Annotated in this window: 23 protein-coding genes, 1 tRNA gene and 1 pseudogene; 9 read left to right on the top strand and 16 right to left on the bottom strand. The window is 46.8% G+C overall.

What is annotated here, in order from left to right:
- Positions 1–13 precede the first annotated feature (13 nt).
- Positions 14–868 (bottom strand): TIGR03943 family putative permease subunit, encoded by an 855-nt coding sequence (locus tag NSS95_RS04110; protein ID WP_017550232.1) that lies wholly within the window; start codon positions 866–868, stop codon positions 14–16.
- A gap of 12 nt (positions 869–880) precedes the next feature.
- Positions 881–1,774 carry a permease gene (locus NSS95_RS04105; RefSeq protein WP_172653434.1) on the bottom strand — a complete coding sequence of 298 codons (894 nt, stop codon included), beginning with the start codon at positions 1,772–1,774 and terminating at the stop codon, positions 881–883.
- A gap of 230 nt (positions 1,775–2,004) precedes the next feature.
- On the opposite strand from NSS95_RS04105, the gene NSS95_RS04100 reads away from it, so the two are divergent.
- Positions 2,005–2,784 carry a TerC family protein gene (locus tag NSS95_RS04100; protein ID WP_014095803.1) on the top strand — a complete coding sequence of 260 codons (780 nt, stop codon included), beginning with the start codon at positions 2,005–2,007 and terminating at the stop codon, positions 2,782–2,784.
- 60 nt (positions 2,785–2,844) lie between these two features.
- On the opposite strand, the gene NSS95_RS04095 is transcribed toward NSS95_RS04100, so the two are convergent.
- The 5 genes from NSS95_RS04095 to NSS95_RS04075 form a co-directional block, all read right to left on the bottom strand.
- Complete coding sequence (locus tag NSS95_RS04095; protein WP_014095804.1) at positions 2,845–3,030, bottom strand: YhzD family protein; 186 nt, start codon at positions 3,028–3,030, stop codon at positions 2,845–2,847.
- 4 nt (positions 3,031–3,034) lie between these two features.
- Positions 3,035–3,817 carry an enoyl-CoA hydratase gene (locus NSS95_RS04090; protein ID WP_014095805.1) on the bottom strand — a complete coding sequence of 261 codons (783 nt, stop codon included), beginning with the start codon at positions 3,815–3,817 and terminating at the stop codon, positions 3,035–3,037.
- Positions 3,818–3,959: 142 nt separating this feature from the next.
- Positions 3,960–4,826 (bottom strand): Cof-type HAD-IIB family hydrolase, encoded by an 867-nt coding sequence (locus tag NSS95_RS04085; RefSeq protein WP_014095806.1) that lies wholly within the window; start codon positions 4,824–4,826, stop codon positions 3,960–3,962.
- 117 nt (positions 4,827–4,943) lie between these two features.
- Entirely contained in the window at positions 4,944–5,291 is a 348-nt protein-coding gene (locus NSS95_RS04080) for a YlbF family regulator (RefSeq protein ID WP_014095807.1), read from the bottom strand.
- Positions 5,292–5,484: 193 nt separating this feature from the next.
- Positions 5,485–6,618, bottom strand: coding sequence for a DUF445 domain-containing protein (locus NSS95_RS04075; RefSeq protein ID WP_017550233.1), 1,134 nt, complete (start codon positions 6,616–6,618; stop codon positions 5,485–5,487).
- 282 nt (positions 6,619–6,900) lie between these two features.
- Here NSS95_RS04075 and NSS95_RS04070 point away from each other — a divergent pair, with 282 nt between their 5' ends.
- From NSS95_RS04070 to NSS95_RS04040, 7 genes are all read left to right on the top strand, one after another.
- The gene (locus NSS95_RS04070) at positions 6,901–8,244 is read left to right on the top strand and encodes a YheC/YheD family endospore coat-associated protein (RefSeq protein WP_035182110.1); all 1,344 of its coding nucleotides are present in this window, start codon (positions 6,901–6,903) and stop codon (positions 8,242–8,244) included.
- Positions 8,234–9,331: a YheC/YheD family endospore coat-associated protein gene (locus NSS95_RS04065; RefSeq protein WP_014095810.1), complete on the top strand. Its 1,098-nt coding sequence runs from the start codon at positions 8,234–8,236 to the stop codon at positions 9,329–9,331. The genes NSS95_RS04070 and NSS95_RS04065 overlap by 11 nt, the downstream gene beginning before the upstream one ends.
- Before the next feature lie 34 nt (positions 9,332–9,365).
- Entirely contained in the window at positions 9,366–10,727 is a 1,362-nt protein-coding gene (locus tag NSS95_RS04060) for a YheC/YheD family endospore coat-associated protein (RefSeq protein ID WP_014095811.1), read from the top strand.
- The gene (locus NSS95_RS04055) at positions 10,724–11,905 is read left to right on the top strand and encodes a YheC/YheD family endospore coat-associated protein (RefSeq protein ID WP_017550236.1); all 1,182 of its coding nucleotides are present in this window, start codon (positions 10,724–10,726) and stop codon (positions 11,903–11,905) included. The genes NSS95_RS04060 and NSS95_RS04055 overlap by 4 nt, the downstream gene beginning before the upstream one ends.
- A gap of 65 nt (positions 11,906–11,970) precedes the next feature.
- Complete coding sequence (locus NSS95_RS04050) at positions 11,971–12,858, top strand: helix-turn-helix domain-containing protein (RefSeq protein WP_014095813.1); 888 nt, start codon at positions 11,971–11,973, stop codon at positions 12,856–12,858.
- A 309-nt stretch (positions 12,859–13,167) separates the two neighbouring features.
- Complete coding sequence (locus NSS95_RS04045) at positions 13,168–14,262, top strand: ABC transporter ATP-binding protein (protein ID WP_014095814.1); 1,095 nt, start codon at positions 13,168–13,170, stop codon at positions 14,260–14,262.
- A 222-nt stretch (positions 14,263–14,484) separates the two neighbouring features.
- On the top strand, positions 14,485–14,691 hold the full coding sequence (locus tag NSS95_RS04040) for an alpha/beta-type small acid-soluble spore protein (RefSeq protein ID WP_014095815.1): 207 nt from the start codon (positions 14,485–14,487) through the stop codon (positions 14,689–14,691).
- A gap of 55 nt (positions 14,692–14,746) precedes the next feature.
- Here the strand turns inward: NSS95_RS04040 and fumC are convergent, their stop codons facing one another.
- From fumC to NSS95_RS04020, 4 genes and pseudogenes are all read right to left on the bottom strand, one after another.
- Positions 14,747–16,135: a class II fumarate hydratase gene (gene fumC / locus NSS95_RS04035; RefSeq protein WP_046720972.1), complete on the bottom strand. Its 1,389-nt coding sequence runs from the start codon at positions 16,133–16,135 to the stop codon at positions 14,747–14,749.
- A gap of 470 nt (positions 16,136–16,605) precedes the next feature.
- The gene (locus NSS95_RS04030; RefSeq protein WP_014095817.1) at positions 16,606–16,881 is read right to left on the bottom strand and encodes a hypothetical protein; all 276 of its coding nucleotides are present in this window, start codon (positions 16,879–16,881) and stop codon (positions 16,606–16,608) included.
- Positions 16,878–17,805: pseudogene (locus tag NSS95_RS04025) on the bottom strand (Rpn family recombination-promoting nuclease/putative transposase). Before NSS95_RS04025 ends, NSS95_RS04030 begins: the two are co-directional and overlap by 4 nt.
- A gap of 344 nt (positions 17,806–18,149) precedes the next feature.
- Positions 18,150–18,221: transfer RNA gene (locus tag NSS95_RS04020), tRNA-Arg, on the bottom strand.
- Between the two features lie 241 nt (positions 18,222–18,462).
- Between NSS95_RS04020 and clpP the strand changes: the two genes are divergently transcribed.
- Positions 18,463–19,053, top strand: a complete 591-nt coding sequence (gene clpP / locus NSS95_RS04015) for an ATP-dependent Clp endopeptidase proteolytic subunit ClpP (protein WP_013858693.1) — start codon at positions 18,463–18,465, stop codon at positions 19,051–19,053.
- Positions 19,054–19,134: 81 nt separating this feature from the next.
- On the opposite strand, the gene NSS95_RS04010 is transcribed toward clpP, so the two are convergent.
- From NSS95_RS04010 to NSS95_RS03990, 5 genes are all read right to left on the bottom strand, one after another.
- Entirely contained in the window at positions 19,135–19,404 is a 270-nt protein-coding gene (locus tag NSS95_RS04010; RefSeq protein ID WP_014095819.1) for an HPr family phosphocarrier protein, read from the bottom strand.
- A gap of 199 nt (positions 19,405–19,603) precedes the next feature.
- On the bottom strand, positions 19,604–20,557 hold the full coding sequence (gene whiA / locus NSS95_RS04005; RefSeq protein ID WP_014095820.1) for a DNA-binding protein WhiA: 954 nt from the start codon (positions 20,555–20,557) through the stop codon (positions 19,604–19,606).
- Between the two features lie 80 nt (positions 20,558–20,637).
- The gene (locus NSS95_RS04000; protein WP_260832472.1) at positions 20,638–21,618 is read right to left on the bottom strand and encodes a gluconeogenesis factor YvcK family protein; all 981 of its coding nucleotides are present in this window, start codon (positions 21,616–21,618) and stop codon (positions 20,638–20,640) included.
- On the bottom strand, positions 21,615–22,505 hold the full coding sequence (rapZ, locus tag NSS95_RS03995; RefSeq protein WP_014095822.1) for an RNase adapter RapZ: 891 nt from the start codon (positions 22,503–22,505) through the stop codon (positions 21,615–21,617). The genes NSS95_RS04000 and rapZ overlap by 4 nt, the downstream gene beginning before the upstream one ends.
- Positions 22,506–22,541: 36 nt before the next feature.
- Entirely contained in the window at positions 22,542–23,000 is a 459-nt protein-coding gene (locus NSS95_RS03990) for an NUDIX hydrolase (protein ID WP_014095823.1), read from the bottom strand.
- Positions 23,001–23,669 lie beyond the last annotated feature (669 nt).

Raw genomic sequence — 23,669 nt, 5'->3', positions numbered from 1 at the left:
ATGCCAAACCTTTTTAATTGTATTGCCGGTATACGTATGGATCTTTCGGCTCGCTGCTTTTATGGTAACTTGTTACTTTTAAATACGGGATATTCTCTTTAAACGGCGTATAGTACGTCGTATCCAGTTTTCCTTCAACCTCAATCCATGTATTTTCTTTCACGTTTGCCATATTGTCCGGAAAATCAACGAGCATCCCGTATACGCCGGCATCGGCAATGCAGTGGATAATGCCGAACCGGAGCACAAACAGCTGATTCGCTTTAATATCATCCGTCCGGTAGACAAACCCTTTAATCGCCACTTTTTTGCCGATAAAATTCCCCGGATAATTATAAATCGTTTCAAGCCCGTGGAAATAATGGTCATCATCGAGGACGATGCTTTGCAATTTACTGTACTTTTTCAAATCCGAACTTTCCATTTCTGTATACTGGTCCTTATCATAGTAAAGGCTGGAATTCGGCCGTAAAATCTGGTGATTGGCATATTGGTCCTTGTCATTGTCAATCATCGAAAAGTGGAAGCCCTTTGCTTTGACAACGGTGGAATTCAAGGTGGCCACCGGAAGAAAAATGCCCGTTACAACCGGGATTAAAATCATACCGTACGTAAACATTTTTTTGTACCATGTATTTTCATCCGTTTCATGCGAATGGCCGTGGTGGGCGGCGTGATGATGGTCATGCGCCTCGTTTCCCGCCCTGACCCATTTCACGAGCTGGTACAAACATAAAAAACCCATCGCAAAAATCATGGAAAACGACAAATACGCATACTTCATATTAATATATTTGCTAATATCTCCTGTCGCGTGCAGCTTCATAAAAAAATACGCGAAGCCGAACAAAACGATAAATCGCAACATTTTAAACACCTTCTATATCAAGAATGCACCCGTAAACACAAAAACGATAATCAGCCCGATCATCGAAAAGACAAATTTTCTTTTAAAGGAATGCATCATCATGAGCAGATTTTTTATATCCACCATCGCGCCAAATACTAAAAACGCAAGGATGGCCGACGTCCCGAACATCCCGTTGAAAGACGAAGCAATGAAGGCATCCGCCTCGGAACAGATCGACATAATAAAAGCAAGCAGCATCATAATTAGAATCGCCGCCATTTTTGTCTGCCCGAGCGACAGCAGCGTGCTCGTCCGGAAGAAGGTCTGCATTGCGGCAGAAATCAGGCCGCCAAACACGAGAAACTTCCCGACGGAAAAAAACTCATCAATCGCATGGTCGATCGTACCGGTGATTTTTTGCAGAAAATTCGGTTTATCATGTGCTTCGTGGTCATGCCCGTGGTGGTGCAATTTGGCCTCCACAAATTCGCGAAGCTGGTTTTCGGAAAAAAAATATGAAATCGCAATCGCGGTTAAAACAGCAGTAAAAATCGCCAGTCCGCAGCGAAGCAGTGCCATTTTCCAGGAATCGCCAAACGCGACAAACGTAGAAAAAATGACAACCGGGTTGATAATCGGCCCCGTCAGCATAAAAGCGATGGCGGCAGAAAGCGGGACATTTTTCCGGACAAGCCTTTCCGTAATCGGGACAATGCCGCATTCACAGGCTGGAAAAAGCGCGCCCATCCCGGTGCCGAACGCAATGGATAAAAAGCGGTTTTTCGGCATAACTTTTGCAATCATTTCCTCAGTGACAAACATCTGGATCACCGCTGAAATGAACACACCCAGCACAATAAAAGGCAACGCCTCGATGATAATGCTGATAAAAATGGTATTCATTTGCAATAAGGACTGGCCCATAACGGCATATCGCACTCCTTTTTCTATCACACTCACAAAAAACTCTCCCAATAAGGATACTATAAGTCTTCATTGGCGTAAATGAAGAAAACCAGGAAATGGCGGGTAAGCAGGGAAACGATGGAAAAAAATGATTTCCAATTTGATGAAATCGATGCGATTCTATTACTTTTCGGGTCGGACTGTGTTATGATAGTGTCAAATGAACTAGTATTGAGAACGTGAAGGGAATGAAGCAATTGCCGGTATCTATATTTGACTTTGGGTTGGTTGTTTCTGCCGGGGCTTTTGTTGCGCTGCTTAAGATCATTATGATCGATATCATTTTATCGGGCGACAATGCGGTTGTGATCGCCATGGCAACCCGGAAACTGCAGCGCGAACAACAAAACAAAGCGATTTTCTGGGGGACAGCCGGTGCGGTGATTTTAAGAATTCTGCTGGCAATGGCAATCGTTGCTTTGCTGAAAATTCCTTATGTAAATGTCATTGGCGGGCTTTTGCTTCTATGGATCGCATATAAAGTGCTCGGCGGCGGAGATGAAAATGTCCACGTCAGAGCAAAAAATGGGCTGCTGGTTTCGATTGGTACGATTATTATGGCTGATGCGATTATGAGCCTTGACAATGTAGTGGCGCTGGCCGGTGCTTCAAACGGGCATATCGGCATGATTGCGCTCGGCGTTGCCATCAGTATTCCGGTCATGATCTTCGGTTCAAAGATGATTGTAAAAGCGATGAACCGTTACAGCTGGATTGCCTATGTCGGGTCCGGCATCCTCGCCTGGACGGCAGCAGAAATGCTCTTTAAAGATGAACAAATCCTGAAATGGTTGAATATCTCACACGGGCCGGTAACGTATACGATCGGCGGCATTCTTACGGTTTTGGTGTTGTTCCTTGGCTGGCTTTCGAACCGTAGGGCGGCGGTAAAGCAGGTTAAGCAAGTAAAACGGGATATAAAAAAGGATGTAAAGCAGGATGTGCAGCAGCGTGTCCATATCCATTAATGGCAAGCGCATGCGCCGTTCCCATTAAATGAACCCGGGCTAGGTTGGCCCGGGTTCTTTTTAGCGGTGGAACAAAATCAGTTTTCCTTCAGGGGATACGCAACGGTGCGTTTTCTCATCGACGCCTTTTTCTTTTAAAAGCGCCTCCCCTTTTTTCTTCGCTTCCGTATCATCCTGTGCTTCAAAACCTTCATCGAGAATCTTTTCTCCTGTCGGTTCAAAGGCAGTCAGTTTATAGTCGCGCATGTTTTCACTCCCCTTTGAATTGCGGCGCCCGCTTCTCTACAAAAGCGCGGATGCCTTCCTTGTGGTCTTTCGTCTGGCGCATTTTCCACTGTGCATGTTTTTCCAGTTCCAATGATTTATTGAAATCAGGGCGGTTCAGTTCCGTATAGATTTTTTTCGTTTTGATCATCGCGAGGACCGGTTTTTTCTGCCATTCTGTAATTTTTTGGTCAACGGCAAGCGCAAGATCGGGCACGGCTTCATCGATAATGCCCGTTTCGGCTGCCTCTTCAGCGGACATGACTTTTCCTTCCCAAATCACTTTTTTCGCCTTTTCCTGGCCGATCCGGCGCTGCAGCAAATAGTGGCCGCCACCGTCCGGCACAAGGCCGATCCCGATGAAGTTCATCGCGATTTTACTGTCCAAATCACTGATAATGGTATCACAGGCTAGGGCAAGGCTTAAGCCCAATCCTGCAGCAGCTCCATTAATCGCCGCAATGGTGAGTTTCGGCATGCCCACAAGAATGGAAACGGCTTCATTTATTTGGTTCATAAAAGAGGTGAACCCTTTCTCTTCTTCCATCGCCAGCATGGCTTTAATGTCCCCGCCTGCGGAGAATGCTTTGCCGTTTCCGGACAAGACGAGAATGTGAATGTCATCCTTCATCGCAATCGCTTTCAACGCGTCCGCCAGTTCCTTAATCATCTCCAAGTTCAGCGCGTTCATTGCGTCCGGGCGGTTGAAATACAAATAGGCCGCCCCGTCTTTTTCCTCCACTTTGATCGTCTCATACGTTGAAATCACCGAGATCCCTCTCCCTTTGTTTTATTCTTCCTATTACTAGGATAGCGAAATATTCGGCAATTTCCAATACAAAATGACAGCTTTTTAAAAAATTCATCAAAAAAAAGAGGCTGCCGCCTAAAGCAAACAGCCCCTTCCATCCTTATTTCAGCAGTTTCATTTTTTTCAAAAAGTCGATTGGCTGCTGTTTCCGGAAATGCTCTTTTACCATATAAGACACCCCGTTTTCATTGTTAGAACGGGTCACCCAGTCTGACACGTTTTTGACAGCGGGATGCGCATTTCCCATCGCAACGCCGAGCCCAGCCCACTCGACAAGCGGGAGATCATCAAGGCCCGAACCGATTACGACCACTTCCTCACGACGGATGTTCATCCGGTCGCATACATATAAAAGCCCGCGAAGCTTGGAAATACCAGCCGGCACAATATCCAGCTTCCCGTTTCCGCAAAAAATACAATCCACTTCATGGAACATATTGGCAATCGCTTTTTTAGCTGCCTGAATGTCCTCTCCGTCAGAAAAAATCACTTCGATTTTGGGCGGGGAAAGCGGCGTTTGTTCCAGTTTTGCCGATAAATCGTCCACATATTGTTCTGCATAAGAAAACGGATTGGACGTTTGATAAATGACTTTTCCCATCAACTTATTCGGATGCTTCACTCTGTTAGACAATGTAAACCGCTCGGAAACAAGGCGGATTTGGGCGTGAAACCCTTCCAAAAAGCGCACAAGGTCACGGGTGGCCTCTTCGCTGATCCTTCTGACAAAAATCGGTTTATCCAGTTCACTGGCAATATAAGCGCCCTGGTGCGTGATTAAGGAAGAATGCAGCTTCAGCCATTTGGCAATCCGGTGGGCCGAAGCGAAATTTTTTGACGTAATGAGCGTCACCGCAATGCCTTTTGCACCTGCATATTCGATTGCTTCTTTCGTTGTTTTGCCGAGCCGGCCGTTATCCTGCAGCAATGTTCCCTCAATATTTAACGCCAGCATTTTATAGATCATGGATGCTCCCCCTCTTCATGATGCTCCCGGCTGCCGGGCTGATTTCTCACACAGCCTGCTTTCTTTTACAGATGTATGAGAAAAAAGGGGGAAATAGAACTTTCCGGCTCCATTCTTCTATTTTCCGGCGTACAAATCTTCGACAGGCCTCATCAGCACCTGGTTGATTTCGCTGAGCAGATCGCTTAGCCGCTGTTCAGCACCGATCAACTGCATAATGGCGGGATTTGACTGGACCGCTTGCATGGCAGCCTGCGCCTGTTTTTCATCTTCTTCTGTAACCAGAAGCCCCTGCATTTGTTTATCTTGCAAATTGAGTTGAAGCTGCCTGAAACGGTCAAACAATGCTCTCGCCTGGCCGTTTGACCGGACATTTTCATACGCCTGCTTCAATGCAGCAAATTCATGGCTTTCCCGAATTCCTTTTTCAAGCATACGCGCGTACTCATTTAAATGGGATGGCATATAACTCCTCCTTATCAAATTTTATTCGTCACGGATGGTTTCACGGTTTTGACGCGTTACACAAGCAGCGGCCGGGCCGCCTGAAACCTGTCACAGAAATGCCGGAATACATAGGTTTCCTGTTTTCTCTTTCCTGCACGAAAAGCAGGATCAGGCCGGCCTTATGCCAACAATGCGCCGGAGCTTGCTTCCTTTATACAAGCAGCACGATCACCCCCTGAACGATCCCAATCAGGCCGCCCAGTAACGCGCCAAGATACGTAATCATTGAAAATTCGCGGGCGGTAATGCCAAGAATCAGACTTTCCAGGCGCTCAATCGGAAAAGATTCCACTTCCTGGCGCACAAGATCCGCTACCTGCAGCTTCCGGATGATCAAATGCACGTTTTCGCTAATAAGGTGCAGCGCTTTTTCCGCCAATACAGGGATCCATTCTTCTTCAATTTTATTCCGATACCGGGCAACAAATGCCTGGACGGGTGTGTCCAAAAAACGTTCGACAGGGAGGAGAGACAATACATTTTTCTCCAGCCATCCGCTTATTTCTTCATCCGGCAAATCCGGCAAAAGTTCCCCGGCCTGTTTTGCTTTCAGGCCGTTCCATTCCCTTTCCAGCATTTCCGCCATGGTTGCTTTCATTCCAGGTTCCTGGAGCGCCCGGATGATCTCAGGCTGAATTTTATCGGCAATCGAAGTATTTCCGATAAAACGTTTCACCATCGCGCCGATCATGCCGCGGTCATCGAGAAAATGGCTAATCATCCCTTCAATTTTCGTGCGGCCTGCAGGGCTCGAAATGTATTCACTAATCCTTGCAATGATCAAATCCGCCAAAACAGGGATTTTTTCTTCGGCTTTTTTGATCACGGCTTCGGGCAGCAGTGCTTCAAGCGTTTGAGGTGCGATATGTTGTTTTGCCTGCCCGTAACGGGTGCGGATGAATGCTTTGATCCCGGTTTGCACACGCTCCGCCGACAAATCCACTTTAAAAAAACGAGCCATTTGCGGGGCTGTCCAACTCATCTCCAGCCATTTCAAAAAAGTATCCGTCATCCATCGGGCCGTCTCTTTCCGAAACCCGGGCGACAACAGCTTTTTTTCGATGCTTTCCGGGGTGACCAGATGACGCACCACCATTTCGCCGAGCTGTTTCGCAATTTCTTCGCGCCTTTTCGGAATCAACCCGGGCGTGAACGGAAGCCGCCAATTTTTAATATAAATCGCCTCATACGGCCGAAACAGCATTTTAATGGCCAGATAATTTGTGAATCCGCCGATCACTGCCCCCACGACAGTCATAAACAAAATTTCCAAAAATGCATGCATACACAATCATCCCTCATTGTTTTCGTTGTGAAATTTTTTCCAAAGAAGCACGGGAAGTTTCCAGCCCGCTATGCGGACACAACCGTTGATTTTGGTTCTATGCTGCGGAAAACCGCAAACTTAATGAAAAAATACCCTTTTTTGCGGCCGGGTATTTCTAAAATCAGCTATTTTTTTTGAACCGATTTTCTGTACTAATCATAAGATATCAGCAAAAGCCCAATAAAGTCAAAAATGGACCGTGTTCGTGCCCGTGTTTTCAGGAGGAAGGGAGGGAACGGATTGGCATCAACCATTGCATTCCGGCATGATGATGAAACGAAAGGCGCGGCGGCGGAAATTCCACGGGCGCTCCTTTCCTTTTTGCACATTTCAAACGGCGAGCTCACCATCCGGTTCGGGGGAAAAACAGCCACGGCAAAAGTAGAAACCGATGCATCCGGCAAAACGGTGATGATGCTCTCTGCGGATGGTTACAAACATCTGAAGCTCCCTGTTCCGCCCGCACGGATGAGAGCCTTCTGCCGGCAGGGAGCGCTTGAACTTGGCCCGGTAATTGCCGTCCTAACAGAACTCACTGGAAGTGCCCCTTCCGAAAACATTCGGCCATTTTGCGAAGAACTGCACAACCTGCTCGAAAAAGAAGGCGGCTACCTTTTTGTAGAAGGCTTGGATTCCCGTGCCGGTACCGGCTGCACGTTTTCCGACGACCGTTGGAAAACAAGGGAAGTGCCGGAACCGGACATCGTCTATAACCGCATTCACTCCAGGCTGGCTGAAAAAAGCCGTCAGTTTGAGAAAAAAACAGCGGCGTACAAAGAAAAGGGAATCGATTTTTTTAACGCCAAGTATTTAACAAAAATGGAAGTTTACGAATGCCTTTATGCAAACCGATTTTTGCGGCCGTATTTACCGGAAACTTGCCGGTACGGGCCAGCGTGCCTTGCGGAAAAACTTGAGGCATCAAGCGTCCTGTATGTCAAGCCCGAAAACGGAAGCCAGGGGCGCGGCATCATCCGGATTGAAAAAAAAGAAGGCCGGTTCCTCCTTGACCATAATACGCACAAGGAAAACAGTTTGCCGGAAGTTGCGGAAAATGTGGAAGACACCGTTAAAAAAATGGACCAACTCACCGGAAACCTTCCGTATATCCTTCAACAAGGCATTCCATTGCTTTCGGCAGATGGAAGGCAAACCGATTTCCGGTTTCTTGTCTGGAGAACCGGCGCAAAAAACGATTGGCAGATCGCGTCATCCCTCGCAAGAACAGCGGCAGATGATGCGATTGTATCAAACCTCTCACAAGGAGGGCTTCCGGCAAAACCGGCGCCGCTGATCTTCCATCATTTCGGAAAGGAAAAAGGCCGGCTTGCGCTGGAACTCATGCACGAGCTGGCGGAAGCCGCCGCCATCACGCTCTGTTCTGCCGGAAACGGGCATTTTGCGGAATTCGGGATCGATATAGGCGTGGACCGGGAAGGAAAACCGTGGGTAATTGAAGCAAACGTTAAGCCGTCTAAGGCCGCGTTTGGCGTATCCCGCGGCGGCATCCGCCCATCCGTAAAAGCACTTTACCGTTACGGTTTATTTCTATGGACTGAAAGGGGAATGGAACATGCCGGATAAATTAGGCATTCTAACGCTGGATCCTGCTTCCCGGCAGGAATATTTTGACCAAATGGCACATGAATCAAAAAAATACGGGACCGATCTTTATTCATTCTCCCCCCTTGATTTACTGCCCGGCACGCAGAAAGCAAAAGGACTCCATTTTGACACTGCAAGCGGCATATGGAAAGAAGAAGTTTTCCAAATTCCGGAATTCCTTTATGACCGCTGCTTTTACGGTGAAGACCAGCCATCAAAAGATGCCAAAAAAATTGTCGCATGGCTGAAAGAACGGAAAGACCTTACCTTTCTCGGATACGGGCTGCCAAATAAAGCCATGCTTTATGACCGCCTAAAGGAAATTCCGGAGATCTCTCCGTATTTGCCGGAGACAGTAAAGGCGGACAGCACGGGAACGGTTTTGCGGGAGCTGAACAAATACCTTTCCATTATTTTAAAACCGGCAAACGGTGCGCATGGTTATGCGGTATATTCCCTCGAAAAGAGAACGGGCGGACTGCTTGTGAGTACGACGAAAAACGGCAGTCTTATATCGCGGAACTTCGACCGTTTGGATCAATTTCAAGCTTGGCTCAATCAGCTGCTTGGAAAGCATGATTTTCTCATTCAGGCAAGGATTGACAATATGGACCGGAAAAACCGGCCTTTTGATCTCCGCATCTTTTTGCAAAAAGACAGCCGCGGCGAGTGGCAGGAAGTGGCGCGGGGCATCCGTACCGGCATGGAAAACGGCATTCTAACCAATTTGAGCGCAGGGGCAAGCCTCTCAACATACGAGAACTGGCAACGCGAAACGCCGCATTTTAATCACGTCTATATCAGCCAGGAAATCTCTGACATCATCAGCACCTTGCCGGCTGTTTTGGAAGAAACTTTTCAACCGCTGTTTGAGCTGGGGATCGATCTGCTCATTGCGGGAGACCAATCGATCTGGATACTCGACATCAATTCGAAACCGGGCAGGAAAATGGTCAGCCTTCTCCATCCGGAAAAAACCGGGCAAATGGCTGAAGCCCCGCTTGCCTACTGCCGGCATTTACAGGAAACCGGAAGCTGCGCGCGGGCAAATATCGAAACTGTATAGCACGAAGCTGAAAATGAAACGAGGTGTTTTGCAAATGGCTAGAAAATATAAAATCGAGTTTTTTGAGGCATCCGACCCGATCCTGTACACGCCGCAAAGCCTTCCGATACTTGAACACACCGACAAAGTGGCTTTCGGCTCTAAGATCGCTGCCGCAAAAATCGAACCGCATCCAAATGGCCGCAATGTTTTTTCCGTCTCAAGCGCACTTGCCGGTGAACTGAGAATGCCCGCCTTTTTAACGGTTCTTCACTGTTTCCAAAACAGCGATATCCTAATGCTCGGCCCGCTTGTCGGCATTTTTACGGCCGGCTTCACCCCTTTTGAAAACCGGCCGGCCGGCGCAAGGTCAGCGTGGTTTGCAAAACTTCTTTCCGCCCAGCCGGACGCCGGTGTTGTGCCGTTTTTATTCGGCGAACAGCATATAGATTGGGAACAGGGTGTGATCACCGGCTACTTTTACGGGAGAGCGGGCTGGGAAAAACAGGAAGTTCCATTTCCCAATGCCATTTACGACCGGCTCCCGAACCGGAAGAGTGAAAAACTTGTAAATGCGCAGAAAATTAAAGAAAAATTGGAAAATGAATATTTCATTCCATGGTACAATCCCGGTTTTTTCAACAAACTAGAAATTAACGAGCGGCTGTTTCAAGATCCGGATGTGCGCCCATATTTGCCGGAAACAAACCCGCTCACCTCTTTTCATCAAATTGAACGGATGCTGTCTGACTACGGGATGGTCTATATCAAACCGGTGAATGGCAGCCTTGGCCTCGGCGTCCATCAAATCCTTTACCACCATGCTTCCGGTGCGTATTATTGCCGGTACCGGGACACTGGCAACCGATTGTTAAAATTCAGCAGCCTTGAAAACTTAATGAACCGTGTTTTTTCCAAAAAGCAATGGAACCGGCTGCTTGTCCAGCAGGGCATTTTTCTCGTAACAGACGGAGGGCGGCCGGTTGATTTCCGGGTCCATACCAATAAAGACGGGGATGGAAACTGGGTCGTTACAGCAATCGCGGCAAAAGTGGCCGGCCCGGGAAGCCCGACAACGCATGTGAGAAGCGGCGGATTAATTAAAACACTTCCCGAGCTTACGGAAAACCCGGAACAACAGGAGATGTACCGGCATGCACTGGAAACAGCCGCCCTCAAACTTTCCCGTGCCATCGATGAACATGTCGAAGGAATCATTGGAGAAATCGGGTTTGACCTCGGCATCAGTACGGACGGAAAAGTATGGCTGTTTGAAGCCAATTCAAAGCCCGGGCGCTCCATTTTCAACCATCCGTTCATGAAGGCGTGCGATTTATTGACGCGCAAAATGAGCTTATCATTTGCCGTTTATTTGACGGAACGGCAGGTGCAGTCACCAGGGGAAATGTTCCCATGACCGTCATCTGGTTTGACCGCAAGGAAAAAATGTTTAAGCGCACTACCCCGTCCCCGCTTTTTTGGGGAAAAGAAGCGGAACTGATTCCTTTCTCCGCGAAACCCGGTGAGGAAACGCCTCACCGCCTGATGTTAAAAGGAGCATCGGCCGGCCCCCTTATCGGGATACTTATCAGTAAATCAAAGAAAGCCATCAGCGGAGATCGTGATTTTTTTATCGCCATTCAACAAGCATTGCAGGAAAAACAGGGCGGTCTGTCTTTTTTATTCAGCCTTGCCGATATTTCAGCACATATTACCGGTGTGTTTTGGGATATAAAACAAGAAAAATGGCACAGGGCAATGTTCCCGCTTCCGGACGTGGTTTATAACCGGATCCGGAAGCGGGAGGAAGAATCGGGCGAAGATTTCCACCGCTTCACCACGCTTCTCCGGCAAAAAAGGATTCCTTTTTTCAACCCGCATTTTTTAAATAAATATGATGTGTACGAAAAATTGAAGCAGGACCCGGCGATTGCTGGTTTTCTTCCGGAAACGGCGCTTATTTCTGATGAAGACAGCTTGCACGCTTTTTTATTGACGCACAAGGATGTCTATATCAAGCCCGCCGCCCGTTCGCAAGGATACGGCATCCGCCGCATTGTAGAGGGACCCTGTGAGACATGGACATTTTACACGCCCCAATCCGCCCGCTTGCCCGCCAGCTTTTCGGATGTGTGGCAGGAGATTGGCCTGCTTGCGGAAAAAGAAACGTACATTGTCCAAGAAACCGTGCCAACATTATTGCTTGATGGTCGGAAATATGACTACCGTGTCCACGTCCATTACGACGGAACAGGTTACCGGGTTACCAGCATCGGCGTGCGGGTTGCCCGCCCCGGCGGCATGACAACCCATACGGCAAAGGGCGGGGAAACGCTGGTGCTATCTTCCCGGGAAAAAACGGAGATTGAAAAAAAGCTTGCGCCGCTCATTTCAGCATGCGGCAATGCTTTAGCGGAATCATACGGCTTTTTCGGGGAATTTACCGCTGACATCGCACCCGGCAATGAAGACAGCTTTTATTTGTTTGAACTGAATGCGAAACCAATGTCCTTTGATGAACCTGAAATTGAAACAGCAAAAACCCAGAAACTTGCCGATTTGTTTTATGCCGTTACCGGATTTTTGGCAAAATGATTCCCTCCCTTTAAAAAAATTGAGTAAAATAGACTATATCCAATGAAAAACTGAGGGGTCCAAACATGCTGGAAAGATTAAAAACGAGGTATCCAAATGCTTGCATTGCAAATGAACCGATTGCGGCGAAACCTTTGTTGTGGTTTTGGATGGAAGAAGAAAAAAAGTATTTCGGGATTGATCCGGTCGAATTGACACCGGAAGAAACGCTGCTGTTAAAGACATTATTCCCAAAATTTCAAGAAAATACTGCCGGCACGACGAGCGAAGCATCCAAATGGTATGACTACCTGTTTTTGCCGGATGCCGATGCCCCTGTCCATGACGGCGTATATCGCGTTACACAATTTGCGCTGGCAAAAGCAGGGTCGGATGTATCCGGCGTTCAGGAAGCTATCAAAAACATGTTTGTGCCTGATGTCTTGGTGATTGTGACCAATCAGCTGGAAGGCATTGTGATTGAAGAAAAAAGTGAAACAATTGCAACCAAAGACGATCTGACGGCATCCCTCCGTGCGTTTGAAGGGGATTTCTACACCCCTGTTTTGCTGTATTTAGGCGAATTTCAGGAAATGGCAGCATTAAAGCACCACTTCTCATTCGAACGCCGGCTTTTCGAATTTGCCAAAAGCCGCCGGAAAACGTCCGCTTTGTTCACGGTTCATTCCCTGCTTCCCCTTTATTTGCTGTCTAATTTGCCTGAAAGTGAAAAGGGCCTGCTCTTTCAATCCCTGCACGGGCTGTTTGAAGAAGACCGGGAAATGGGGCAAACGATCAAACGGTATCTTGAAAATTTTGCGAATGCCAGCCTGACGGCAAAACAATTATTCATCCACCGCAATTCCTTGCAGTACCGGATTGAAAAATTCGAAGAAAAAACGGGTTTGAATTTAAAACATTTTACAGATGCGATCTTTGCGTATTTCGCCTGTCTCGAAACCTTTGGCGGCTAACCCTTCCGATAAGTCTTACGTGATCTGCCTTGAGATGGAATAGGCCTATTTTACAAAAAATGGTTGTATCAAGAGTGGCATGCCGGCATCAGCTCCCATGTTGTAATGAATGCGGCAACCAGAAGAATGGAAAACGAGCTGCTTTTACATTGCCAGGATCCCGGCTCTCTCATTTCACTGCGTCAACCGGGAAAATCGTGTGGGCAGGGTGCCGAAAATCGCCCTGCATTTTTTGTGCATCCTGACGTTCCCATTATGAAAGGGTTTTCTTTATAATAAAGACAACTTATAACGGGGGAGGATTTTACGATGACAGAACTTGCGCTTGAGCATATTTATAAGATTTACGACAATAATGTAACCGCTGTATCCGATTTTAATCTACATATTAATGACAAGGAATTCATTGTATTTGTCGGTCCTTCCGGCTGCGGGAAATCGACGACGCTCAGGATGATTGCCGGGCTTGAAGAAATTTCAAAAGGCGATTTATACATGGATGGCAAACGGGTGAACGATGTCGCGCCGAAAGATCGTGATATCGCGATGGTATTCCAGAACTACGCGCTTTATCCGCATATGACGGTATACGACAATATGGCATTCGGGCTGAAACTCCGCAAAGTGCCGAAAGCGGAAATTGACAAGCGGGTACAGGAAGCCGCAAAAATTCTTGGCCTTGAAGAATATTTAAAACGGAAACCAAAAGCTTTATCAGGCGGACAAAGGCAACGGGTTGCCCTCGGCCGCGCGATTGTACGGGATGCAAAAGTCTTCCTCATGGACGAACCTTTATCAAATCTGGACGCAAAATTGCGGGTGCAAATGCGGGCCGAAATTGCCCGGCTTCACCAGCGTTTGCAAACGACGACCATTTATGTGACGCATGACCAGACGGAAGCAATGACGATGGCTTCGAGGATTGTCGTCATGAAAGATGGTGTCATCCAGCAAGTCGGAACGCCGCGTGAAGTATACGACTCACCTGCTAACCTGTTCGTCGCCGGTTTTATCGGCTCACCAGCGATGAACTTCTTCCGCGGTAAACTGGATAACGGCAAATTCCACTTAAACGAATCGGTTCAGATTGATGTGCCGGAAGGAAAAATGAAACACTTGAAAAGCCATATCGGGAAAGATGTCATCCTCGGCGTCCGCCCCGAAGACATCCACGATGAACCTGTTTTCATTGAGACAATGCCGGGCGCTACCATCAAAGCCACGATTGATGTTTCCGAACTTCATGGCGCTGAAACAATGCTTTATTCCAGAATCAACGGGCAAGAGTTTATCTCCCGCATCGATTCCAGGACGGTTGTCAAACCGGGTGACGAAATTACGCTCGGGCTTGATATGAACAAAGCCCATTTCTTTGATGCTGAAACAGAATTAAGGATTGGGTGAATAGAAATGCCGGCTGCTGGTTGCAGCCGGCATTTTTTCACTGCAAAAATCACCAGCGATTACCATCCAGGAACCAGTATAATTAAAATTTTTTCCTCCATAATACGTAGTACATCGATCAAATTCCGCTGGGTTCAACCAAGAAGGTGGCGGGGAATTCCCCGCTTGCTGGTGCAATTCCAGCCGACCCAACCAAAAACTTACAACGAGGAGATGACACAGATGGCAAACAACAGCAATTCAAACCAATTGTTAGTTTCCGGTGCTGAGCAGGCTCTCGACCAAATGAAATACGAAATTGCACAAGAATTCGGCGTAAACCTCGGCGCAGATACGACATCCCGCGCGAACGGATCTGTCGGGGGAGAAATTACAAAACGCCTTGTGCAAATGGCTGAACAACAACTTGGTGGTACTTTCCATTCGTAATAAAACAAACCAATAAAATGGCTGAAAAAAAGGGGGGCAATCGCCTCCCTTTTTATCAGTGATTTAAATTGACCATTTTTTCCGGCACAATCCACTCCTCATATTGTTCTTCGGTTACATAACCTGTTTTAATGGCGGCTTCTTTCAGCGTCGTACCTTCCTTGAAAGCAAGTTTCGCAATTTGGGCCGCTTTTTCATAACCGATATGCGGATTTAAGGCCGTCACCAGCATGAGGGAACGATTAACATTTTCCTGGATCGTTTCTACATTCGGTTCGATGCCGCGCACGCATCTTTCATCAAATGATTTCATCGCATCGCCGAGCAGATGGACGGACTGCAGGAAATTGTATATAATTACCGGTTTAAATACATTTAATTCAAAGTTGCCCTGGCTCGCGGCAAACCCGATTGCGGCATCATTCCCGAATACTTGGACCGCTACCATCGTCAATGCTTCGCACTGGGTCGGGTTGACTTTGCCAGGCATAATCGAGCTGCCCGGTTCATTGGCCGGGATCGTAATCTCACCGATTCCGCTTCTCGGCCCGCTTGCAAGCCACCTGACATCATTGGCCATTTTCATTAAATCTGCAGCAAGCCCTTTTAATGCCCCGTGGACATGAACGATTTCGTCATGGCTTGTGAGTGCATGGAATTTGTTATCAGAAGAAACAAACGGGTAGCCGGTCTGGCTTTCTAGTTCTTCCGCAACTTTATCACCGAAAGTCGGGTCCGCATTAATGCCGGTGCCGACAGCCGTGCCGCCGATCGCCAGGTTCAAAATATGTTTTGCACTTTCTTTGATCATGCGTTCGCTTTTTTCCAGCATGGCACGCCAGCCGCTGATTTCCTGGCCGAAAGTAAGCGGGGTTGCATCCTGCAAATGCGTGCGCCCGATTTTAATAATTTTCATGTACGCTTTTTCTTTTTCAAGCAGCGTTTCTTTCAGCTGTTCCAGCGGCGGCAACAACCTTGTCTGTAGTTCATGGTAAGCGGCAATATGCATTGCAGTCGGGAACGTATCGTTCGAGCTTTGCGACATATTCACATCATCGTTCGGATGGACGTGTTCAGCACTATTTTCTCCCGAAAGAATTTCGTTTGCCCTTCTTGCCACCACTTCATTCACGTTCATGTTTGACTGGGTGCCGCTGCCTGTTTGCCAGACAACAAGCGGAAAATGTTCATCAAATTTCCCGTCCAGCACTTCTTCACAAGCTTGGACAATCGCCTTCATTTTGGCATCCGATAATTTGCCGAGGCGATTGTTGCTGACGGCAGCCGCTTTTTTCAAATGGGCAAAAGCGCGGATCACTTCCATCGGCATTTTTTCCCCGCCGATCGGGAAGTTTTCCTTGCTGCGCTGCGTTTGTGCCCCCCAATATTTGTCCCGCGGCACTTTCATTTCTCCGAGTGTGTCTTTTTCAATTCGGTACTCCACTTTCTTCCCCTCCTGTATGTGCTTACAATTGAGTTTTGCAAAACGGTGGAAACGGTGGCAAGCCTAAAAAACTTGCCGGTATGTAGCTGCAAGTTTATTTTACTATAAATTCCCGCAAAGCAACACCTCAACGCTCGCGAGTCGCTGATCAATTCCTTTTTGAAAACAATTTTCAGGAATGAAACTTGCACCAAAAAAGCGGCATATCCGTTCACGAGCCGGCCAATGCCGTACATTTACCGTTTGCCGGTATCACAGTCCTGAAAAAATGCCTGCCACTCTCCGGATTTGCCGGATTGTAACAGACATCATTCCCCGCTAACGACCGCTTGAACGGCACCCCTGCTGACTCAGGCCGGCCGTTTTTTCAATGCATTGCGGGTCGCTACCGCCCTGAGCAGCCTGTTCGCAATGGTGTGCATTTATTTTATTTCATATATTCGCGAAATCAAAATAAAAATTCGGCAGCTTCAATACTTGTCCTGCTTTGTCTCCAGTTGCTGTTTTATTTTTTCCACTTCTGTCTGGCTCAGGCCGGTTTTTTCTACAATTAATTGAAGCTCCGTACCTGCCAGCAACATTTTGATGGCAATTGGAATCGTTTGTAACAATTCTTTTCTTTCTTCTTCCCTTCCTTCTTCTCTTCCCTTCTCTACTCCTATTTCAATTCCTTTCTTATACCCGCGATCAAAGTAAGAATTCGGCAGCTTTAATACTTGCTCTGCTTCGTCATAACTCGGGTTCAAGGCTTTTCCCCTTCTATCTGCCTTTTGATTTTCATGATCTCATCTTCACTCAAGCCGGATGCTTGGGCAATGACCTTCACATCCACTTGATTTTTCAACAAGTTAACAATAAATCTTCTTAACCTTTCTTCCCCTTCTTCCCTTCCTTCTTCTCTGCCTTCCTCTTTCCCCTTCTTATACCCGCGGTCAAAATAGGAATTCGGCAGCTTCAATACTTGCTCCGCTTCGTCCGGATCCAGCATTTTAATGTTTTCCATTACTTCCGCCTCCTCTTTTTCGTTCAATTTTAAATAATAATCAAAGAAACCGTGTAACAGCCTCATTTTTGCAGGGTCGAGTTCCATCCGGGCCAGCATCCGCAGAAACTCCAGTTTGACCTGCACCCGTTCTTTTTCTGTATACCCCATTTTGCTTAATAATGCCGCAGCAACAGGGTTGTTGCTCCGGATATAATTTCTCCAATTTTGTTTCATCAGATGAATGGATAAATAGTGAAAACGAAGAATTTCAATGTTGTGGAACGCAAAGGTGTATGTATCAGGGGTTTCTGTTTTCTCCTCATAACTAAATACAGCAATCGGCAATACCGGTTTCCGGTGCCGGAGATTGATCATCATGTAATAACGAAACATGCGTTCAGGAAAAGGCTTTTCGTAATACGACTGCGGCTCAACATGGATGAGAATCACGGTGTCTTTCCCTTTTACCTTCGTTTCGGCGAGGATGTCAACCCGTTTTTGCTCACCGCCCGGAAAGTCCGTAAACTGTTCCTGCGACAAAAACCGCACCCGGCGGTAGTCAAGATCCGCTGACACATCCGGGAAAAAGGCCTCCATAAACTCCTGAAAAAAGTTTTGGATCAGCTCCTTAAAAAAACGATCATGGCACGTGATAACCGGCATGCTTTTCCATTACAAGTTCCAATGGCAGCACTCCTTTTCTTATTTTTCAGTTTTATTATAAAGGACAAACGTTCGTTTTTCAAGTGGATTTTGCAAATTTGGTCCGGCATTCTCCTTTTGCATATTTCTTATCAATTTTTCGTAACCAATAAAGCCCTCCATGATTTATACAAAAACTGTTCAAAACCTGAATATATGGCACTATGAAGGAAATGTCGCAGGTGGCGCAATGAATGAGATTTGTGGTGCAAAATTCATTCAATTTTCGCCTTATTTTTCCGTATCAGAGAAAAAGAAAAACGACTGCAAATGCAGTCGTATCAAGGGTTTAAAAAATTTTAAGCTAATTGTTCAGTTTTTAGAAAACGCCCTCGGCAGGAATCGAACCCACATTTTGAGAACCGGAATCTCACGTGCTATCCTTTGCACCACGAGGGCAATAAGTGATTCAACAATAATAGATTATAAAGGACAATGAACAAAAAAGCAAGCCCCTTTTTGGTTTTATTTTATCGGAATTTGGTTATGATGGGTATTGTAGTTCAGGTGAAGGCAATTCTTTTGACCTTCATTGACCAATATTGTATGATCAGTACATAAGGATGGAGAATAATTCCTTTAACATCCATGATATAGCATATGATGGACCATTCCGAAGAGAAGAAGGAGGATACTCAATATGAATTTAATTCCCACAGTAATTGAACAAACAAACCGCGGGGAACGCGCATACGACATTTATTCCCGCCTGTTAAAAGACCGGATTATTATGCTTGGCAGCGCGATTGACGACAATGTTTCCAACTCGATTGTTTCCCAGCTTTTGTTCCTGGAAGCGGAAAACCCTGAAAAAGATATTTATCTTTATATTAACAGTCCTGGCGGGAGTGTCACTGCGGGCCTTGCCATTTATGACACCATGCAGATCATCAAACCGGACGTGCAAACGATTTGCGTCGGGATGGCTGCATCAATGGGCTCCGTGCTGTTGACCGCCGGCACGAAAGGGAAACGTTATGCCCTGCCGAACAGCGAAGTGATGATTCACCAACCATTAGGCGGCGCCCAAGGCCAGGCAACAGAAATTGAAATCGCGGCAAAACATATTTTGTATACGCGCGCGAAATTAAACAAAATTTTGTCCGACCATACCGGCCAGCCGATTGAAGTGATCGAAAGGGATACAGACCGCGATAACTTCATGAGCGCGGAAAAAGCAAAAGAATATGGTTTGATTGACCATATTATGACAAAAAAAGAATTGAAATAAAATTGAACAAGGCCGTCCGCAAGCGGGCGGCCTTGTACTGTGTTTGAAACCTGCAGGCTGATTCCGGCGCATGCGCTTACATTAGGACGGAAGTTTTTCTTTTCCTTCAATATAGTTTGCCAAATGTTCAAATGCTTCTTCTTCATCACTCCCGTCCACGCTCAGCGTAACAGTTTCTCCATGGCCTGCGGCAAGGGTCATCAGCCCCATAATGCTTTTTGCATTCACCTTTCTTCCTTCTTTTTCAAGAAAAATTTCCGATGAAAAGCGGGTGGCTTCCTGGACAAATTGGGCTGCAGGACGCGCTTGCAAACCGGATTTTAATTTCACTTCCAATTGTTTTTCGATCACGATAACCCTCTCCTTTCAAGTAGCAGGATAGGGGCGCTGCCAATACGCCCCCCATCTTTGTACTTTTTAAACCTATTCATCTTAGATAAGTTGAATTTTAACATAACTACTTCTTTACATGTTATGAGAAGCCATGTCTTATCCTGCTCGTAATTTGCGCGAAAAACTAAAGCTTATAATATATAGATGTTGGTACCCATTATGAATTTTTATTGACAGGCCCGTTTGCCCGCAGTTTCTCGGCAATTTCATCGATTTTGCGGAGCCGGTGATTGATGCCGGATTTGCTAATATGCCCGCCGGACACCATTTCGCCGAGTTCCTTCAAAGTCACATCCTGGTGGTTCACGCGCAATACTGCAATCTCGCGCAGTTTCTCCGGCAGTGCGTCAAGGCCGACCGTTTCTTCAATATAGCGAATGTTTTCCACTTGACGGAGGGCGGCTCCGATCGTTTTATTCAAATTGGCCGTTTCGCAATTGACGAGCCGGTTGACGGAATTGCGCATATCCCGAACAATCCGGACATCTTCAAACCGGAGCAGGGCATGATGGGCACCGATAATATTGAGAAACTCCGTAATCTTTTCCGCTTCTTTTAAATACGTAATATATCCTTTTTTTCTTTCAAGCGTTTTGCTGTTTAAATGAAACCCGTTCATCAGGCGGCATAGTGCATCGTTGTGCTCTTTGTATTGGGAGGAAATTTCCAAATGATAAGAGGAAGTTTCCGGATTGTTAACGGATCCGCCCGCCAGAAAAGCCCCGCGCAAATAGGAGCGTTTGCAGCACTTCTTCTTCAGCAGTTCCGGGGAAATGTTCCGGGTAAAGGTAAAATGTTCACCGAGAATATGCAAATCTTCCAATATTTCTTTTGCCCGGGCCTTCAGCCTGACAATGTAGACATTGTTTTTTTTCAGGCGCATTTTTTTCCTGACTAATAATTCCACCGGGACATCATATAATCTTTTTACAAGGACGTAAATCCGCCGGGCAATGGCGGCATTTTCCGTCTGCACATTGACAACCAGCACCTTGTTGGAAAAAGATAAAGATCCGTTCATCCGGATCAGTGCCGATAATTCGGATCTCACGCAGCAATCTTTTACTGCTAAATTGGTCAGCTCTTTTTTGATCTCTGATGCAAATGACATCCTCCAGGCCCCTCCCTTGGCAAAATTTAGAGCTATGCGAAAAAATGCACACGAAAAGGGGATGTTCCGCCTTTATCCTTTCACCGGGCACTGGAGCGTGAAAGCCATTGCTGCTTTTTCAAAATATCATAAAGGATTTCGGCAACTTTTTCCGTATCGTGGCGGATGACCCCGCCTTTATACGTTAAAATATTTCCCGAAACCACCTCCAGGCCGAGCCCCATTAAACGCTTCACGTCGTATACAACAGGCTGTGCCAGCTCCTCGCGGTACCGGCTCATAACCGGTTCCGGCACATCTTCATCATTGACGAGGATCGTATCAATGCAGGCACTGCCCATATGGTTGAAAATCGCCTGCACGTGATCCGCGGCAGTATAATGATTCGTCTCGCCCGCCTGTGTCATCAAATTGCATACATACACTTTTTTCGCATGTGCCTGGCATACCGCTTCTCCAAGACCCGGCACCATTAAATTCGGCAAAATGCTTGTATAAAGGCTGCCCGGGCCGATCACGATCAAGTCAGCTTCCTGAATGGCCGTTAATGTTTCCGGAAGCGGCTGAATGACTTCTGGGGTCAAAAACACCCTTTTGATTTTTTTGCCAGAATACGGAATTTTGGATTCCCCGGAAACGACCGATCCGTCTTCCATTTCGGCGTGCAACACGACACTTTGGTTGGCGGATGGTAAAACCTGCCCCCGTACATTCAGGACTTTGCTCAGTTCCTTTACGGCGTGCACAAAATCTCCAGTTATCGAAGTGAGCGCCGCAATAATCAGATTGCCAAGCGAATGCCCGGAAAGTTCATCGCCGGTTTCAAAGCGGTGCTGGAACATTTTTTCAAGCAGCGGCTCCACATCGGATAAAGCCGCAAGCACATTGCGGATGTCCCCCGGTGAAGGAATGTCCATTTCATTGCGGATTCTTCCGGAACTCCCGCCGTCATCTGCAACAGTTACAATGGCACTGATCTCAACCGGGTATTTTTTCAGCCCCCGCAAAAGCACGGGAAGCCCCGTCCCGCCTCCGATCAGTACAATTTTCGGATGCCTCATGGCTTACGCTCCTCTTTTCTTTTAATATCACGGTGAGAAATCGTTGTATGATAGTCTTTTTCAAAAAAATGGCCGATATACTCGGCAAGCGCTACGGAACGGTGCTGTCCGCCCGTGCACCCGATGCCGATCACCAGCTGGCTTTTCCCTTCCCGTTTGTAATGCGGGAGCATAAAAGCAAGCAAATCGGTCAGCTTTTCAAGAAATTTTTGCGTTTCATTCCATTTTAAAACGTAAGTGTATACCTCTTCGTCCAGTCCGGTTTTCGGGCGCATATGTTCAATATAGAATGGATTCGGCAAAAACCGGACATCAAAAACAAGATCACAGTCAATCGGAATACCATTTTTGAAGCCGAACGACAGGACATTAACCGTGAAAAACGACTGCTTATTCGCCGAAAACTCCATCACTATTTTTTCGCGAAGTTCGCGCGGTTTTAAATTGGATGTGTTAAGAATAAGCTGTGCGCGCCCTTTCAGCTCCTCAAGGATTTTTCTTTCCTGCTGTATCCCTTCCAGCGGCGTCCCATCCGGCGAAAGCGGGTGTGAACGGCGCGTTTCTTTATACCTGCGTACGAGCACAGAATCATCCGCATCTAAAAATAAAATGGTGGGCGTAACCCACGAAGACTTGTCAAGTTCATCCAGCGCCCGGAACAAGTCATCAAAGAATTCACGGCCGCGCAAATCCATTACAAGCGCGACTTTATTCATTTTATTACTGGCATCTTTCATCAGTTCCAGAAATTTTGGCAAAAGCGTCGGCGGCAAATTATCGACACAGAAAAACCCGAGATCCTCCAGGCTTTGGATCGCAACTGTTTTTCCGGCCCCACTCATGCCGGTAATGATGACAAACTGCATTTGATTTCCTTCTAAACCCATTCTTTTTCCCCCTGACGGAAAATTTAGCATGGCGTTTCAGCTTGGATCGAGCCTGTATGAAAGCAATTCAAAGTCGGGCGTGTACGTAAACTGGCCGTAGATGATGCCGCTTCCGTGAACCATATATTCCAAGATATGGGTATCCCCCGCCGCCATCGGCAAGTTCTTCATTTCATCAATGGCATGCCACTGCAAAATTCCTTCAGCAGATTGCTCGAAGTTTTTGCCGTCGCCGTCTGTGGCAACAAACGTAAACATCATCCATTCAGACACGGGTTTATCCCCGTCTTTGATGACAATGGTGAAAACGCCTTTTAAATCAGGATGTTTTAAATAGATGCCCGTTTCTTCACGGTATTCACGAATGACAGCTTCACGGACCGTTTCTCCTTGCTCCATTTTCCCACCGGGTGCAACCCACCAGTTGCGCCGCGGCTTTTGCAGCAATAAAACCTGTCCGTCTTTGATGAATACACAATTTGTTATTCTTTGCAAAGGAGTCACCTCATATCTGAACCGGAATGATGCGGACAAATCCGCATCTATTCAACCGATGGATAAACCTTTCCCGTGCGTAAAACCATGTACCTTTTTATTATACTATTAATGAAATGGTTGAACAATGAATGCACCTGCCCCGTTTGTGTCAAGTTTTCCCCAATCGTGAAAATCGCATGGGTGAGGACAAGTCCGTGGCTCCTGAACTTTGATTTGTCTTTCACCGGGCAGATGAAGGACAAATGGCTGGCAGCTGCGCTTTGTTTTGTCTTTCATTATGCCGGTGAAGGACAGAATACTGGCAGCCATCTTATAAAATGTCTTTCATCGGGGTGATGAAGGACAAATCGATACCCGTCATACCTTGTTTTGTCTTTCATCGCATCGATGAGGGACAAATGGCAAGCAGTCGCGCTTTGTTTTGTCTTTCATCAAACCGGTGAAGGACAAATAGGCGCCCGCCACCCTTTAAAATGTCTTTCATCTCCCGTATAAACGAGCCAGCGCATTTATCAGCCGGAAAAAGCAGCGCAATATCCGCACCGCAATTTTTGCGCAAAAAAAAAAAAGAGCACAGGATTTTCCTGTGCCTGGGAGATAGGTTCCTTGAACCGCTTATAGCCGGAGCCATAAGTGTTCTTGGTTCAAACATATAAAAAAGGGGGT

The sequence above is a fragment of the Weizmannia sp. FSL K6-3076 genome (genome assembly GCF_038007245.1).
GTDB lineage: Bacteria > Bacillota > Bacilli > Bacillales > Bacillaceae_C > Weizmannia > Weizmannia faecalis.
The sequence above is the reverse complement of the archived record's forward strand: the minus strand, read 5'-3'. Positions and strand labels throughout refer to the sequence as shown.

Bases quoted from the DNA above. Each gene is read 5' to 3' on its own strand.
- NSS95_RS04110 (WP_017550232.1), bottom strand. From the start codon at position 868: ATGTTGCGATTTATCGTTTTGTTCGGCTTCGCGTATTTTTTTATGAAG.
- NSS95_RS04105 (WP_172653434.1), bottom strand. From the start codon at position 1,774: ATGGGCCAGTCCTTATTGCAAATGAATACCATTTTTATCAGCATTATC.
- NSS95_RS04100 (WP_014095803.1), top strand. From the start codon at position 2,005: ATGAAGCAATTGCCGGTATCTATATTTGACTTTGGGTTGGTTGTTTCT.
- NSS95_RS04095 (WP_014095804.1), bottom strand. From the start codon at position 3,030: ATGCGCGACTATAAACTGACTGCCTTTGAACCGACAGGAGAAAAGATT.
- NSS95_RS04085 (WP_014095806.1), bottom strand. From the start codon at position 4,826: ATGATCTATAAAATGCTGGCGTTAAATATTGAGGGAACATTGCTGCAG.
- NSS95_RS04080 (WP_014095807.1), bottom strand. From the start codon at position 5,291: ATGCCATCCCATTTAAATGAGTACGCGCGTATGCTTGAAAAAGGAATT.
- NSS95_RS04075 (WP_017550233.1), bottom strand. From the start codon at position 6,618: ATGCATGCATTTTTGGAAATTTTGTTTATGACTGTCGTGGGGGCAGTG.
- NSS95_RS04065 (WP_014095810.1), top strand. From the start codon at position 8,234: ATGCCGGATAAATTAGGCATTCTAACGCTGGATCCTGCTTCCCGGCAG.
- NSS95_RS04060 (WP_014095811.1), top strand. From the start codon at position 9,366: ATGGCTAGAAAATATAAAATCGAGTTTTTTGAGGCATCCGACCCGATC.
- NSS95_RS04055 (WP_017550236.1), top strand. From the start codon at position 10,724: ATGACCGTCATCTGGTTTGACCGCAAGGAAAAAATGTTTAAGCGCACT.
- NSS95_RS04050 (WP_014095813.1), top strand. From the start codon at position 11,971: ATGCTGGAAAGATTAAAAACGAGGTATCCAAATGCTTGCATTGCAAAT.
- NSS95_RS04045 (WP_014095814.1), top strand. From the start codon at position 13,168: ATGACAGAACTTGCGCTTGAGCATATTTATAAGATTTACGACAATAAT.
- NSS95_RS04040 (WP_014095815.1), top strand. From the start codon at position 14,485: ATGGCAAACAACAGCAATTCAAACCAATTGTTAGTTTCCGGTGCTGAG.
- clpP (WP_013858693.1), top strand. From the start codon at position 18,463: ATGAATTTAATTCCCACAGTAATTGAACAAACAAACCGCGGGGAACGC.
- whiA (WP_014095820.1), bottom strand. From the start codon at position 20,557: ATGTCATTTGCATCAGAGATCAAAAAAGAGCTGACCAATTTAGCAGTA.
- NSS95_RS04000 (WP_260832472.1), bottom strand. From the start codon at position 21,618: ATGAGGCATCCGAAAATTGTACTGATCGGAGGCGGGACGGGGCTTCCC.
- rapZ (WP_014095822.1), bottom strand. From the start codon at position 22,505: ATGGGTTTAGAAGGAAATCAAATGCAGTTTGTCATCATTACCGGCATG.